Below are 14,303 nucleotides of genomic sequence, written 5' to 3'. Positions count from 1 at the left end.
GACGCACCGGGCCGCTCGGGGGGTTGCGCCACCCGCACCCCGACCTCGTCAAATCCCGTATGTCGAAAACCTTGTTCCGCTTTATGGGTGGTCCTAGGGTCGGGCCACCTTCGCGGCCGGCCCGTTTCCGGGGCCCGGCCGCGCCTACGTACGCGGTGACGGAAGCAGACGCAAGCAGACGGAAGCAGGCGAGCGGGTTGGCGAACGAGCAGCAGGGACAGGAGACCGGGGCAACCCCCGGCGGGTGTACGGAGGCGGGGCGGTCGGAGGGGACGGGAGGCGCGACGGACGCGGGGACGTCCGCAGATGCCGGCGCCCGTGTCGGCCGCCGTGGCTTCCTCGCCGGAGTGGCCGGGGTCGCCGGGGCGGCCGGTGCCGGCGGGCTGCTCGGCGGGGCGGGCGCCGGCACCGCGTACACGCAGTCCGCGTCGGCCCGGCCCGCGTCCCCCGCCGGGTCCGGCTCCGGCGCCCGGCCCGAGTCGGGTGCGGACGGCCGACGTCCGCTCGGCCCCGAGCAGTTCACCGGCGACCGCCAGTTGCTCGTCCCGGACGTCGTACTGCTGCCGGACGGCCCGGTGCGCGACCATGCCGTCCTCGTCGAGAACGGCATCTTCCGCGAGGTCGGCCCGGCGGCCCGGCTCCTCGCCGCGCACCGCGCCGGCCCCGCGCCGATCCGCCTCCCCGGCCACCTCCTCATGCCCGGCTTCATAGACGCCCACCACCACCTCACCCAGAGCTTCGGCAAGGCGCAGTCGTTCGGCCAGCCGTCGGAGATCTTCAAGGCCGTCTGGGAGCCGCTGGAGCACGCGCTGGACGAGGAGACCGCCTATCTCTCGACGAAACTGGCCGCGTTGGAGGCGCTGCGCGGCGGCTTCACCACCGTCGCCGACGCCGGCACCCGGGCGCCGGTGGACGTGGCGGCGGTGGCCAAGGGCACCGAGGAGGCCGGTATCCGCTGCGTCCTCGGCAAGATCGTCTCCGACGGGACCGGCGGCCCGGCCCACCTGGCGCGCTGGCACGGCCATCCGCTGGTCCACCCGTCCCTGGCCATCGCCGTCCCCGAGGACGCCACCGGGCCGGTCATCAAGCGGACCGCCGATCTCTGCAAGGAGGCCGGCGCGGTGTTCCAGATCCACGTCAACGAGCATCTCGCCTCCGTGGAACGCTCGTTGAAGAGCGTCGGCCGCCGCCCGGTGGACCATCTGCACCATCTCGGCGCCCTCGGCCCGCACACCCTGGGCGCGCACGCGACCCTCCTCACTCCGACGGAGATGCGGCAACTGGCCGACACCGGCGCGGCGATCAGCTACAACCCGGTGGCCAGCGCCTGGAAGGGCAACGCGGTCGCGCACGCCACCATGCTGGCCGCGCTCGGCGTCCGCTTCGGCACCGGCACCGACGGCACCCGTGGCGACGGCTTCCGGCTGGTCGACGCCGCGGAGACGGCCCAGCGGCTGGCCTACGGACTGGCCGCGGGCGACTCGGTGTGCGGCGCCGGGCACCTGTGGCTGGAGCACGCCACCGCGGGCGGCGCGGACGCGCTCGGCCTGGGCCGCGTCACCGGCGCCGTCGCCGCCGGCCGGGCCGCCGACTACCTCCTCGTGGACCTCGCCGTCCCTGAACTCACCCCCTCGTACGACCTGAGCTGGGAGCTGGTCCGGCTCGCCGACCGCGACCAGATCCGCGCCGTGGTGGTCGCCGGTCGCCTCCGCGTGTGGGAGGGCTGGCCGCCCGACTGGGACGCCCGGGCGTTGGTCGCCCGGGCGGCGACGGTGGGGCCGGAGGTCGTCCGGCGCGCGAGGATCCAGCGGGTCGCCCCACGGTAGGCCCCTTCGGGGCCGGTGCTCCCTACGTGGCCGGCTGTCCCGCCGTGCTTGGCTTCCCGCCTGCGGCGGAGGGGTGTGCGTGGGGCGGGGATCGCCGCCGTCGGACGGGAGGGTGTGGGGCCTCCGGGGTGGGTGTTCGGACTGCTGCGCTTTACGTCCGAACACCCACCCCTGCGGCCCCACACCCTCCCGTCCGACGGCGGCGATCCCCGCCCCGGTGGGTGAAGAGGAGGTCAGGGGTGCTCGCGCCTGAGCTGCGCTTCTGGTCTCGGGGCCACCACGACGGCCCCGTTCTTCCCCCACCAAACGCGACCCCCTACGTCCGCATCCACCGAAAGACCAACACCGCCACCACCGCCACCCCACCCGCCAACGTCAACGTCGCCACATGCATCCCATCCGTGAAGGCCGCAATCACCGCGGGGCGCAGCCCCGCTCCCTTCAGCCCCGCCTCCGCCGCCGCGACCGTCGTCGGTCCGCCGGGCCCGGCGAGCGGCGCGGGCAGCCGGGCGGTGAAGACCGCGGCGGTCAGCGTTCCGGTCAGCGCGATCCCCAGCGCGCTCCCCAACTCCCGTGTCAGGCTCTGGAGTCCGGAGCCGACCCCGGCGGCCTCCGGCGGCAGTGCGTGCATCATCGCGTGCGACAGCAGCGGGGTCGCGACACCGCAGCCCAGCGCGGTCAGCCCGGCCCCGACGGCGTAGAGCGCGTACGGGGTGGTGGCGTCGGCCGCCGACACCGTGGCCAGCCCGCTCGCCAGGACGAGCATCCCGGCGGCGACCGCGCCCCGCCGCCCGCCCCGCCGCTCCAGCACCAGCCCGCACCGCGGCCCCGCCAGCAACGCCGCCGCCATCGGCAACAGCCGCACCCCGGAGCCGAACGGCCCGTACCCCTTCGCGTACTGGAGGTACTGCCCGTTGAGGTAGAACAGCCCGAACATGCCCAGGAACAGCACGGCCATCCCGACCGCCCCGGCCCGGACGGCGGGACGGGCGAGCACCCTGGGGTCCAACAGCGGCCGGGAGGAACGCAGTTCACGCCGCGCCCAGCCGGTCAGCAGCAGCCCGGCCAGCGCGAGCGAGCCGAATACCCACGGGCTCAGCCAGCCCTGCTGCGGCCCGCTCACGATCCCGTTGAGCAGCGCCAGGAAGCCACCGGTGAACAGGACCGCGGCCAGTGGCGCGACCGGTCCCGGATGCCGCCCCGCCACCGGCACGACCGCCGCCACCAGCGCCAGTGCGACCACCGCGATCGGCACCACGCACACGAACAGCGCCCGCCAGCTCCCGTACTGGATCGCCGCGCCCCCGCCCACGTTCCCCAGCACCGCGGCGAGCCCGGTCATCGCCGCCCACACCGCGATCGCCCGCCGCCGCGCCCCGTCCGACAGCCCGTCCACCAGCAGCGCGAGGGTGTTGGGCAGCACGGCCGCGGCCCCCGCCCCGCTGAGCATCCGACCCGCGATCAGCACCCCGACGTGCGGCGCCACCGCGCACACCGCCGAACCGGCCACGAAGACACCCATCCCGCACAGCAGCGTCCCCTTGCGCCCCCGCCGGTCGGCCAGCGCCCCGGCCGGCACCAACAGGCAGGCGAAGACCACCACATACCCGTCCACCACCCACACCACGGCCTGCGCGGACGGGTGCAGCGGCCCGGCCGACAGATCCGGGATGGCCAGGTTGACCGCGGAGACCATGCCGACGACCAGCGTCACGCACAGGCACACCGCGCACGTCGCCAGCCCCCGCGCGGGCGCGCGCCCCGGCCGCAACCGGCTCACCCCTCCCGGACCCGGTCCAGCCGCGCCCGCAGCGTCAGCCGGTCCCCGCGCAGATGGATGAACTCCAGGTCGGCCGGCCGCCCGTCCGCCAGCCGCGTCAGCCGGTCCACAGCCAGCACCGCGCCCCCGGCCGCCATCCCCAGCACCTCGCACGTCGCCGGGTCCGCGACCACCGCCCGCAGGGCCACCTCCGCCGACCCCAGCGGCCGCCCCGCCACCCGCTCGATCAGCTCGAAGACGTCCCGGCTCTCCAGCCGCTCCCGCCCCAGCGCCAACAGCGGTTCGCCGACCTCGGGGATCAGATACGTGCAGTCCAGGGACAGCGGCATCCCGTCCACCCGCCGCAGCCGCTCCAGATAGACCGCCCCGCTCCCGTCCGGCAGTTCCAGCCGCCGCGTCACCGACGCCGGCGCCCGCACGGTCCGCGCCGCGCGCACCTCGTTGACGACCGTCCCGTGCCGCTGCAACACCTCGGCCAGCCCGGACAGCTCCCCCAGCGGATGCTCGTAGGCCCGCCCGACAATCACCGTCCCCACCCCGCGCCGCCGCTCCACCAGCCCCTCGTCGCGCAGCAGCCCCAACGCCTCCCGCACGGAGTTGCGCGAGGTCCCGAACTCCGCGACCAGCGCCCGCTCGTCGGGCAGCACGCCCCCGGGGAACGCGCCCCGCAGCACCTGCCCGCGCAGCACATGCGCCACCCGCCGCGCCCGATCGGCCCGCGTCGCCCCGTCCCCGGGACCGGCCGCCGGGTCCGCTCCGCCGTGCACGTCCATGTCCGCCCTCCTCACACCGCGCCGCGCCGCCTCCGACGGCCCCGACGAGCGAACGCCGGGCCCCGACGCTAAGCAAGCCCCGTTACGGCGGAGTTACGCCACCGGCATTGACCTGCACGAACGGCTGACCTGGGGGTTTGTCGGGCGCACCGGCCGCTGCGCCACCGCCGGCCGGCCCCCGTTACCGTGACTGCACTCCCGCGCCCCGGGGAGGGAGAAGACACGCCCCAGGGGGAGAGGAAGAAAGGGCCGCACCATGAGCACCAAGTCCGCACCGTTCGACGAGCTGGACCGCAAGATCGTCACCGCGCTGATCGAGAACGGCCGGGCCAGCTTCGCCGAGATCGGCTCGGCCGTCGGCCTCTCCCCCACCGCCGTCAAACGCCGGGTGGACCGCCTCCGCGACAACGACGTCATCACCGGTTTCTCCGCCACCGTCCGCCCCGCCGCCCTCGGCTGGTTCACCGAGGCGTACGTGGAGGTCTACTGCGACGGCGCCGCCCCGCCCCGGCGACTGGCCGAGGTCGTCCGCAACCACCCGGAGATCGCCGCCGCGATGACCGTCACCGGCGGCGCCGACGCCCTGCTGCACGTCCGCGCCACGGACGTCGGGCACTTCGAGGAGGTCCTCGAACGCATCCGGACCGAACCGTTCATCCGGAAGACGATCAGCTACATGGTGCTCTCGCACCTCCTGCCCGACAGCCCCGAGGCCGGCGCCCGTGCCCCCTCCGACCTCACCGGCCCCACCGACCGGGCCGCCGTCCCCGCCGCCCGCGCTCGGGTCCGTCCCCAGCCTCCTGGCCGCGCAGCAAACCAGCGGTAGGGGCGCCGCACAAGCAGCATTCCTGCGTACCCTCGCAGCATTCCTTTCTTGTGACCGGAATCCGCCGCTCCCTACCGTGGATGCCCCAGGTGACGATCGCTGACAGACCGTCACAGCAGGAAGCGGAGGCCCTTTCTGTGCTCATCACCCAGCCCGGCGGCGCGCCCCTGACCGACGCCCGCCGCACCCCCCGACCGCGGCGCTATCTCGCCTGCCGGCCCACGCACTTCGCGGTCGAGTACGCCATCAACCCCTGGATGCGCGAGGACGCCGAAGTCGACACCGCCCTCGCCCTCACGCAGTGGGAGGACCTGGTCCGCGCCTACCGCGACCACGGCCACACCGTCGAGACCATCCAGCCGGTCCCCGGCCTCCCCGACATGGTCTTCGCCGCCAACTCCGCCGTCGTCGTGGGCGGCCGGGCCTTCGGCTCGCTCTTCCACGCCCCGCAACGCCGCCCGGAATCCCGGGAGTACGAGATCTGGTTCAAGGCCGCCGGCTACGACCTCTACCGGCCCGAGTCGCCCTGCGAGGGCGAGGGCGACCTCGTCCCCGTCGGCCGCTACCTCCTCGCCGGCACCGGCTTCCGCACCACCCGCGACGCACACGCCGAGGTCCAGGAGTTCTTCGGCCGCCCGGTGATCAGCCTCCAGCTGATCGACCCGTACTTCTACCACCTGGACACCGCCCTCTTCGTCCTCGAAGACGGCCTCACCGCCGAAACCGACGGCGGTAACGGGGGCGGCAACAGGGGCGGCAACGGTGCCGGCGACGCCGGCGGGGCGGCCCTCGCCTACTACCCCGAAGCCTTCTCCCCCGGCAGCCGCGAGGTGCTCCGCCGCCTCTTCCCCGACGCCGTCCTCGCCACCCGCGACGACGCCCTGGCCTTCGGCCTCAACTCGGTCTCCGACGGCCGCCACGTCTTCATCGCGCCCCAGGCCACCCACCTCGTCGACCAGCTCACCGCCCGTGGCTACGTCCCCGTCCCCGTCGACCTCTCCGAGTTCCACAAGGCCGGCGGCGGCATCAAGTGCTGCACCCAGGAGCTTCGCCCATGACGACCGCGCCCACCGAAACCCGCCGCTCCTCGGCCTCCCTCATCAAGGCCGAGGCCCCGGTCCTGGCCCACAACTACCACCCCCTCCCCGTCGTCATCTCGCGCGCCGAGGGCGTCTGGGTCGAGGACGTCGAGGGCCGCCGCTACCTCGACATGCTGGCGGGCTACTCCGCGCTCAATTTCGGCCACCGGCACCCGGCCCTCATCGCGGCCGCCCACCGCCAGCTGGACGCCCTCACCCTCACCTCCCGCGCCTTCCACCACGACCGCCTCGGGGACTTCGCCGCCGCGCTCGCCGACCTCACCGGCCTGGACATGGTCCTCCCGATGAACACCGGCGCCGAGGCCGTCGAAAGCGGCATCAAGCTCGCCCGCAAATGGGCCTACGAGGTGAAGGGCGTCCCCGCCGACCAGGCCACCATCGTCGTCGCCGGCGGCAACTTCCACGGCCGCACCACCACCATCATCAGCTTCTCCGACGACGAGGAGGCCCGCGCCGGCTTCGGCCCCTACACCCCCGGCTTCCGCACCGTCCCCTACAACGACCTGGCCGCCCTCGAAGCCGCCCTCGACGAGACGACCGCCGCCGTCCTCATCGAGCCCATCCAGGGTGAGGCGGGCGTCCTCATCCCCGACGACGGCTACCTCGCCGGCGTCCGCGCCGCGACCAGCCGAGCCAACTGCCTCCTCATCGCCGACGAGATCCAGTCCGGCCTCGGCCGCACCGGCACGACACTCGCCGTCGAACACGACCAGGTCGTCCCCGACGTCATCCTCCTCGGCAAGGCCCTCGGCGGCGGCATCATCCCCGTCTCGGCCGTCGTCGCCCGCCGCGAGGTCATGTCCGTACTCGGCCCGGGCCAGCACGGCTCCACCTTCGGCGGCAACCCCCTGGCCGCGGCCGTCGGTTCAGCGGTGATCGACCTCCTCGCCACCGGCGAGTACCAGTCCCGCGCCGCCGACCTGGGCAAGGTCCTGCACTCCGGCCTCGCCGACCTCCTCGGCAAGGGCGTCACCGCGTTCCGCTCCCGCGGCCTCTGGGCCGGCATCGACATCGACCCCGCCCTCGGCACCGGCCGCACCATCAGCGAACGCCTCATGGCAGAGGGCGTGTTGGTCAAGGACACCCACGGCTCGACGATCCGCCTGGCCCCGCCCCTGACCATCACGGAGACCGAACTGTCCTCGGCCCTGGCGGCATTGGCGCGCGTGTTGGACTAACGGAGCCCGAACACCCCGTCCTTCACAGCCCCCACGAACGCACTCCAAGCCCCCGCCGGGACAACGATCGCCGGCCCGTGCGGGGCCTTGGAGTCGCGAACGGGTATGCCGTGGCGGTAGCCGTCGAACACCTCGATGCAGCTGCCCCCTCTGCCCCGCTGTACGACGACTTGCGCCAGCCGCTCAAGGTCGCCGCGTCCGGGGTGTTGTCCTCAGCCATGGTGTCCACAGTCCTTTGCTCTCACCCGCATCAAGGCAAGTGACTCCTTCAGAGGAAGGCATCGCTCAATGCGAGATCGTAGGCGCCTTGGAGTCGCTGAACCACGGCCGGGGAGTCATGCACCTTGCCGATGGACATTCCCTCGGAGTAGGCAACAGGAGGCTGGTCCCCGAACCACATGAGCGACAGCATCCCCTGCATGAGGCGATACGTCCCCACCCCCATCGGGATCACATGCACCCGCACACGCTCGTCCTCGACCAGCCGGATGAGATGTGCGATCTGCTCAGTCATAACCTCGGGACCGCCGACAGGACGCTGAGCACAGTCTCGTCGAGAAGCGCCCACATGACGGGCGTCACCGGATCGGCAAGCACCTTGGCCCGGTCAAGCCGTGTGACCAGGAGCCTGTCACATTCCTCATCACCCGAGGGGGATAGACAGGTCGTAGCGTCGCACGTGCGTACCCCTCCGTCTGGACAACTCCCGGCACATGGGCCAACGCGTACTCACGGATCTCCGTGGCAGCGCCGCCTCGAAGTAGTCCGCAACCATCACATCGTCCTGCGGCAGAAAGCTACTCAGCACGTTGCCCGTGTTGAGGGCGCAGTCCAGCCTCCACGCGTCCTCCCTGGAGGGGACCCTCCGTCCCGCCTCAATATGGGCAATGTGCAATCGGGTCGTGATCGCCGCATCCGCCAACTGCTGCTGCGTCCTCCGGCAACGGCTACCTCACCCGCAAAGCGGACCGCATGGAGAACCAACAAATGCACAACGCCGCCGTCGCCTACACCGACGCCGAGACAACCCTGCGCAACTCATCCGCCGGCCCCCCCTCCTCCTCCGCCTCATGCTCAAGCGCACCACCACCGCCCTCGGCAACACCCTCCGCATCGCCGACAGCCGCCTCGACCGCCTGCCGGCACCAGCCGACAGGGCACCCGACGACGAGGGCCCGGCCCTTCCTACGTCTCAATAGGCGAGGCGTACAGCGAACTTCAGGCTCGCCGCAAATCGCTCCAGCCCCTCGCCCCGCAGGGGCCACACACCGCGGGCGTCAGCAACACAAGCCACCCGAGCGCAACCCCACATGCAGCGTCAAGGCCGTCGCAAGAGCCGGAGCCACCAACGCCCGCGGTGCCGGCTCATCCTTCTCCCACTCCCACCTCAAGGCCACTCCACCATCGCCATACAGGCAACAAACAACACCACAACCGCCACCGGAGCCATCAACGCAAGCATCGCCCTGCGCCCCGCATGCCGCGACTCCCAAGCCACAACCAACGTCCTGGCCGGCACCAGGAACCCAACCTTCAGCACCATCAAGGCAGTCGAGATGCTGGCATCAAACCCACGCGCCTTCTCACTAGTGCACGCATCACAGGCCATCGCCGAAAACCCCAGCACGCCAAGCACAAAGAACCCGGCGACTGCCGTGACCACGGTGGAGGCCAGAGGAGCAACCCAAGCACGAGAGCTCTGCTCCCCACCCACAGGCAACGACACATCTTCCATGCCTACCAGTTGACCGTAGTCAGTCCCCATGCGCCTGAGTCGACATACTCAGGCGGCACGGACCCTGTCCAGGACGCCCGTACCTCACTCATCTCATCGGGGCCGCACTCTGCTCGCGCATGGTGATGAGTAATCACGTCAGTTCTGTGACGTGATTACAGCCAGCACCCTGTGACGGGGCCTCATCAATCAAATCCCTTATACCCCGTCACGCAATCACTCGGAAGATCAGCCTCGCCAAGAAAGACATTCAGAACGTCTCGCAGATCCCTATTCCCGATTGCCGACATAATAAATCCAGGCGCCGGCGGAAAATCCCGCTCCCTAAATAGGGCCACAGGCGTACCATCGGCCAATTCGAACGCGAAGGTAATCCACGAAGCGAAATCATCACTAGTGATGTCGCAAGGACCCCATCGCCGCTCAGCTTCCTCTTCTTCGATTTCCAGGTGAGCGACGAAGGCTTGAGGTTTCCCAGTAAACTGCACCACATTGATTCTCCTCATCTAACTATCTTACCTCCGTGACAAAAACTGGTATCCAAGCAAATTCCTCGCCCTCATGGACAAGGTGACCCACACCCGATTCTTTCCCATATTCCCAGGAAGCATACCCCGGCGGCGTATTACGCTGAGGCTTCGGCTCTACCGATGTATAGAATTCGAAGCTCCCCGGAGGGGCATTAGCCGGAAGCGGACCTCTATGCGCCTGTGCTGTGGCGCCACCACCCCACCTAGGTTCGCGCCCCCAAAGCTGACCGGATTCGATCACCAGATCGGTGTGAGCCCGGGTTTGTGTGGGCGAAGCCAACCTATGGAATGGTCCATGGAGATTGGCCACGTCTCCAATGCCGGGCGCGGAAGGCTCAAGCATACGGGGCGAATGAGTTTGCCCGGATACACCACCATCCACCCCTCCCTTACCAAAGAACGACTTGACTCGGCTGAAAAGCGATGGCTTGCATACAGTCAAGCCATTCGGATCCACCCAAGCGTACGGGTTCGGGGCATAGGTAAACGGGTTTTCTGAAGGTTTTATCCCCAACGGGTCCGGAGTCAGAAATCGACCACTGTCCAGATCGTAGTAGCGGTGATAGTTATAGTGGAGTTGAGTTTCCGGGTCGACATATTGACCAGGGAACCCGATCGGGGTATAGGCTTGAGCATCAGAACCCCAAGAAGTTATACCCCAAAGCGTAGATCTCCCATACCACGAAATCTCGCCGCTGTCAGATACAAGCCCCGCGGGCGTTCCTACCAAGTCCGCAACGACGGAAAAGAAACGTTGGTCGACAATCGACCGAGATTCATTCGCCGCCGGATGGGAAATCTTTCTTTCAGTTTGACTCAGGAGCGCAATGCCTTGATGTTCCCAAGTCAGAACCACTGATTCCGATGAGTCAAGTCCATGACTTTCTTCCTCGACGAGAGTAGGGCCATCCCAGCAGAATTCCTCTGATTCTGTTGCACCCTCGATGGTGACGCGTTGTTTCGATATGCGTCGCGCAAACGGGTCGTAGAGATATCGCCAAGCAGCGCCGTCAGGAGTAACAACTTTCGCGAGGCAGCCCTCACTGTTCCACGTATACTGCCAGGTATCGGGCTTCCGAGAAGAACGGACCTTCTGGCGCAAAGTAACCCGGCCCAGCCCATCGTGTTCATACCGAACTCGTCCCGCACGAGTGAGGTTCATGCCCTCGTAGGAACGCTCGCCCCGCGCTGACGCATTGGGGTGATGGTCAGGCCAAGCCGCATAAGTCTGGTTGCCCGCCGCGTCGTACGCGTACGTCTCCGTCCAGTCCGTGGCATGGACCGCCGTCACGCGGCCCGCGGGGTCGAGGTCGAAGGTGCGGCGGCCGGTGTGGGAGTCGTCGATGGCGGTGAGGTGGCCGTCGGGGCGGTAGGTGTAGGCGCGTTGGAGGACCTGGTGGAGCTCGGACTGGGCGGTGCCGGTGGGGTCCGCGGCGGCTGCTGACAGCGACTGGCCGGTCAGGCGGCCGGTGGGGTCCCAGGTGTGGGTGAGGTGGAGGGTGCCGCCGATGGTGCGGGTGAGTTCCTGGCCGGCGGCGTCGTACTCGAAGGAGAGCGGGTGGCCGGCGATGTCCATGCCGGTGCGGTTGCCGGCGGCGTCGTAGGTGTAGGTGGTGTGGTGGCCGGTGGGGGTGGTGCGGGAGGTGCGGCGGCCCAGGATGTCGTAAGTGAACGTCATGGTGCGGCCGTTGACCGTCTCGGTCAGTACGCGGCCCAGGACGTCTCGGGTGTAGGTGACGGTGGCATCGGGGTTGGTCGCCTGGTGGAGGTTGCCGGCGGGGTCGTGGGCGTAGGTGGTGATCAGCCCCGCGGCGTCTTTGGAGGTGATGCGGCCGAGCGTGTCGCGGGTGTAGGTCGTAACTTCGCCCAAACCGTTTGTCCGGGAGGCGAGTTGGCCCGCTACGTCGTGGGCGTAGGAGAGGACGCGGTCGTCGAAGTCGGATTCGGATATCAGGCGGCCGGCGCCGTCGTAGGTGTAGTTCCAGGTGAGGCCCTGGGGGTTGGTGACCTGGGTGAGGCGGAGTTCGGTGTCGTGGGCGAACTCGTAGCGGACGCCGTCGGGGTCGGTACGGGCGGAGAGGAGATCGAAGTGGGTGTAGGAGAAGTGGGTCGTCTGGCCTACGGCGTCGGTGTGGGTGAGGCGGTTGCCCTCGCCGTCGTAGGTCCACGTCTCGGTGGCGCCCGTGGGATCGGTGCGGGCGGCGAGTTTGCCTTCGACTGTCCACAGCATGTGGGTGGTGGCGCCGAGGGGGTCCGTCACGGCGGTTGTGCGGCCGAAGGCGTCGCGGGTGTAGTGGGTGGTGTGGCCCAGGGGGTCGGTGACCGAGGCGGGCAAGCCGGCGGCGTTGCAGGTGATGTGGGTGGTGTGGCCGAGGGCGTCGGTGACGGAGGCGAGGTTGCCGCGGGCGTCGTGGGTGTAGGTGGTGGTGGCACCGACGGGGTCGGTGGTGGCGACGCGGAGGCTGCGGGAGTCGTAGGTGTGGGTCCAGGTGGTGCCGTCCGGGCCGGTGACGGTACGGGGGTTGCCGTGGGCGTCGTAAGTCGTGGTGGAGGTGGTGCCGTCGGGGAGGGTGACCGCCACCGGGCGGCCCGCGTCGTCGTAGGTGAAGTGGGTGGTGCGGCCGAGGGCGTCGGTGGTGGAGAGGATGCGGTGCTTGGTGTCGCGGGTGGTGCGGGTGGTGGCGCCGGTCGGGTCGGTGGTCGTGACGATCTGGTGGTGGTCGTTGACCTGGTAAGTGGTCAGCTGGTCCTGGGAGTTGAAGAAGCGGTTGGTGCGCAGGCCCGTGTCCGGGTCCGGGTCGCCCCAGATGTAGCGGGCGCGGAGGTGGCCCGCTATGCCGCCCTGTGAGGTGCAGCGGTCCGCCTCGTCGTAGGCGTAGGTGTAGCTGCTGCCGTTGGTGTCGGTCCAGGAGGTGATGCGGCCGGCGTCGTCGTAGGTGAAGCGGAGGGGGCGGTCGGAGGAGGGGCGGGTGACGGTGGCGAGGTGGCCGAAGGCGTCGTAGCCGTAGGTGACGAGGAGTTGGTCGCCGCCGTCGGGGGCGGCGCCGGCGAGGTGGAGGGCGGTGATGCGGGCGCCCTCGGCGGTCCCGTCGACGGTCCTCTCGGTCGTCAGCAGGAGGCGGTAGCCGGCGCTGCTGGCGATGGCGGTGGGCGTGCCGTCCTCGGTGTAGTCGAAGGTCTGGTGGTTGCCGTGGCGGTCGGAGATCTCGTCGAGGAGGGCGAGGTTCTCGGTGTGGGTGGTGAAGTAGCGGCGGATGCCGGTGACCGGGTCGACGAGGAAGTAGTCGCCGTCCGGGGTGCGGGAGAGGGGCGCGCCGTCGCCCGTCCGCACCGATCGCCTCCAGGCCGTCGCCCAGTTTGTCGGCACCGTACTCGGCGACCTCCCCGGCGCCGCGCTCCACGGCGTCCGTGAACTCGCCCACCCCGTCGGCGACCTTGTTGAGACCGCTCTCGAACCAGTTCACTTGTCGCTGCCCCCGTGTGTCTGTTCCGCCTCCACGATCTCTGCCGTGGTGTCGGCCGGGTCATCGCCCCCGTTCAGCAGGCGGCCCGGGACCGCCGACACCTCGTGCCCAAACCGGCCCAGGGCCTCGTCCGTCCGCTGGAACGACTCCTGGGACGCCTTCGAGTTCGGGTCCCAGTCGAAGTCCGTGTTTGCGTCGATGACGTCGTCCTTGAGCTTGCTCCAGGACGTCTTGTGCAGTTGCTCCGCCGACTTGGTCGGGTCGCCGAACGCGGCGTTCACGCCCTGCTTGAGGAGGTCGGAGGCGTACTGCTCCTGCTCGTAGTAGTTCCCGGCGGTGAGGCCCAGCTTCTCGGAGAACGCGTTGGCGTCCTGCATCAGGGTGCGGACGCCCCAGCCCCAGCGGTCGCAGAACGAGGAGAAGACCGACGCCAGTCCGTCGTCACCGCATTCCACGGCGTCCAGCGACAACCGGTCGAAACCGCGGCCGAGTTGGGCCTCGATATCGAAACCCAGCTCCTTGAGTTCGCCCATTGCGGCATTTATGCCTTTGGTGAGCTGCTCGAAAGCCTCCGGGTCGGTACGGTAGCCGTCGCCCCCGATGAGCCCCATGGACGTTCCCCCCTAGACGTGCGTGATGCTGCTCTATGCCTCGGAAGACGAGGTCGTGGATATTCCGTTCTCGGCGTCGACCGCGACGCGGTCCGGGACGATTCCGGATACCGGCGGGAAAAGCATCCCTTGCGCGCTTCCGGCGTCCAGGGCGACGCCCGCCGGGCCCTCGATGCCGGGTATCAGCACGTCGAGGATCCGGGCGCCGGACACGGTGGCGTACTGCCATTCCGCCGCCGGGTCGCTTCCGCGGCCCGCGGCGAAACGGGACACGGAATCCTCGTCGCTGAATGCGTAAAGCCAGCGGATGCCGTCCAAGTCGGCGGCCAGAAAGGCGTCGTCGGCGATCGGGAGTATGACGACTGCACGTCGGAATTCGCCGATGAGGGCGGCCGGATTCGGTCGTCCTGCATGGAACGCGGCTACTTCGTCCGCCAGCGGCATGGTGAGCCCCCTCCCCCGTCGCTGTTCGGCTCAGCT

General features: G+C 69.7%; 12 protein-coding genes and 2 pseudogenes. 5 read left to right on the top strand and 9 right to left on the bottom strand.

The window, feature by feature from the left end:
- Positions 1-536 precede the first annotated feature (536 nt).
- The gene (locus K2224_RS07580) at positions 537-1,826 is read left to right on the top strand and encodes an amidohydrolase family protein (protein ID WP_221909487.1); all 1,290 of its coding nucleotides are present in this window, start codon (positions 537-539) and stop codon (positions 1,824-1,826) included.
- A gap of 316 nt (positions 1,827-2,142) precedes the next feature.
- Here K2224_RS07580 and K2224_RS07575 read toward each other — a convergent pair whose 3' ends face one another.
- Together K2224_RS07575 and K2224_RS07570 are read right to left on the bottom strand one after the other, a co-directional pair.
- Positions 2,143-3,540: an MFS transporter gene (locus K2224_RS07575; protein ID WP_260692376.1), complete on the bottom strand. Its 1,398-nt coding sequence runs from the start codon at positions 3,538-3,540 to the stop codon at positions 2,143-2,145.
- A 62-nt stretch (positions 3,541-3,602) separates the two neighbouring features.
- Entirely contained in the window at positions 3,603-4,379 is a 777-nt protein-coding gene (locus tag K2224_RS07570) for a GntR family transcriptional regulator (protein ID WP_221905845.1), read from the bottom strand.
- Positions 4,380-4,635: 256 nt separating this feature from the next.
- Between K2224_RS07570 and K2224_RS07565 the strand changes: the two genes are divergently transcribed.
- The 3 genes from K2224_RS07565 to rocD all read left to right on the top strand — a co-directional run bounded on the left by K2224_RS07565 (position 4,636) and on the right by rocD (position 7,483).
- Complete coding sequence (locus K2224_RS07565; RefSeq protein WP_260692375.1) at positions 4,636-5,205, top strand: Lrp/AsnC family transcriptional regulator; 570 nt, start codon at positions 4,636-4,638, stop codon at positions 5,203-5,205.
- Positions 5,206-5,372: 167 nt separating this feature from the next.
- The gene (gene ddaH, locus K2224_RS07560; protein ID WP_260693425.1) at positions 5,373-6,263 is read left to right on the top strand and encodes a dimethylargininase; all 891 of its coding nucleotides are present in this window, start codon (positions 5,373-5,375) and stop codon (positions 6,261-6,263) included.
- Positions 6,260-7,483, top strand: a complete 1,224-nt coding sequence (rocD, locus tag K2224_RS07555) for an ornithine--oxo-acid transaminase (RefSeq protein WP_260692374.1) — start codon at positions 6,260-6,262, stop codon at positions 7,481-7,483. Before ddaH ends, rocD begins: the two co-directional genes overlap by 4 nt.
- On the opposite strand, the pseudogene K2224_RS07550 reads toward rocD, so the two are convergent.
- Both K2224_RS07550 and K2224_RS07545 read right to left on the bottom strand, forming a co-directional pair.
- Positions 7,480-7,703, bottom strand: a pseudogene (locus K2224_RS07550) (DUF397 domain-containing protein). The gene rocD and the pseudogene K2224_RS07550 sit on opposite strands and share 4 nt — an antisense overlap.
- A pseudogene (locus K2224_RS07545) lies at positions 7,696-8,405 on the bottom strand (DUF5753 domain-containing protein). The pseudogenes K2224_RS07550 and K2224_RS07545 overlap by 8 nt, the downstream one beginning before the upstream one ends.
- A 148-nt stretch (positions 8,406-8,553) precedes the next feature.
- Here K2224_RS07545 and K2224_RS40310 point away from each other — a divergent pair.
- Complete coding sequence (locus K2224_RS40310) at positions 8,554-8,682, top strand: hypothetical protein (protein WP_260692373.1); 129 nt, start codon at positions 8,554-8,556, stop codon at positions 8,680-8,682.
- Positions 8,683-8,870: 188 nt separating this feature from the next.
- Here the strand turns inward: K2224_RS40310 and K2224_RS07540 are convergent, their stop codons facing one another.
- The 5 genes from K2224_RS07540 to K2224_RS07520 form a co-directional block, all read right to left on the bottom strand.
- On the bottom strand, positions 8,871-9,248 hold the full coding sequence (locus K2224_RS07540; RefSeq protein WP_260692372.1) for a hypothetical protein: 378 nt from the start codon (positions 9,246-9,248) through the stop codon (positions 8,871-8,873).
- A 155-nt stretch (positions 9,249-9,403) separates the two neighbouring features.
- Positions 9,404-9,724, bottom strand: a complete 321-nt coding sequence (locus K2224_RS07535) for a hypothetical protein (protein WP_221905843.1) — start codon at positions 9,722-9,724, stop codon at positions 9,404-9,406.
- Between the two features lie 4 nt (positions 9,725-9,728).
- Positions 9,729-13,079, bottom strand: a complete 3,351-nt coding sequence (locus K2224_RS41320) for an RHS repeat-associated core domain-containing protein (protein WP_313904760.1) — start codon at positions 13,077-13,079, stop codon at positions 9,729-9,731.
- 129 nt (positions 13,080-13,208) lie between these two features.
- A complete protein-coding gene (locus K2224_RS07525; protein WP_221905842.1) occupies positions 13,209-13,823 on the bottom strand; it encodes a hypothetical protein in 615 nt (204 codons plus the stop codon).
- A 33-nt stretch (positions 13,824-13,856) separates the two neighbouring features.
- Positions 13,857-14,267, bottom strand: a complete 411-nt coding sequence (locus tag K2224_RS07520; protein WP_221905841.1) for an SseB family protein — start codon at positions 14,265-14,267, stop codon at positions 13,857-13,859.
- Between the last annotated feature and the right edge of the window lie 36 nt (positions 14,268-14,303).

The sequence above is a fragment of the Streptomyces sp. BHT-5-2 genome (genome assembly GCF_019774615.1).
Taxonomy (GTDB): Bacteria; Actinomycetota; Actinomycetes; order Streptomycetales; family Streptomycetaceae; genus Streptomyces.
This window is presented reverse-complemented; position numbering and strand designations above follow the sequence as displayed.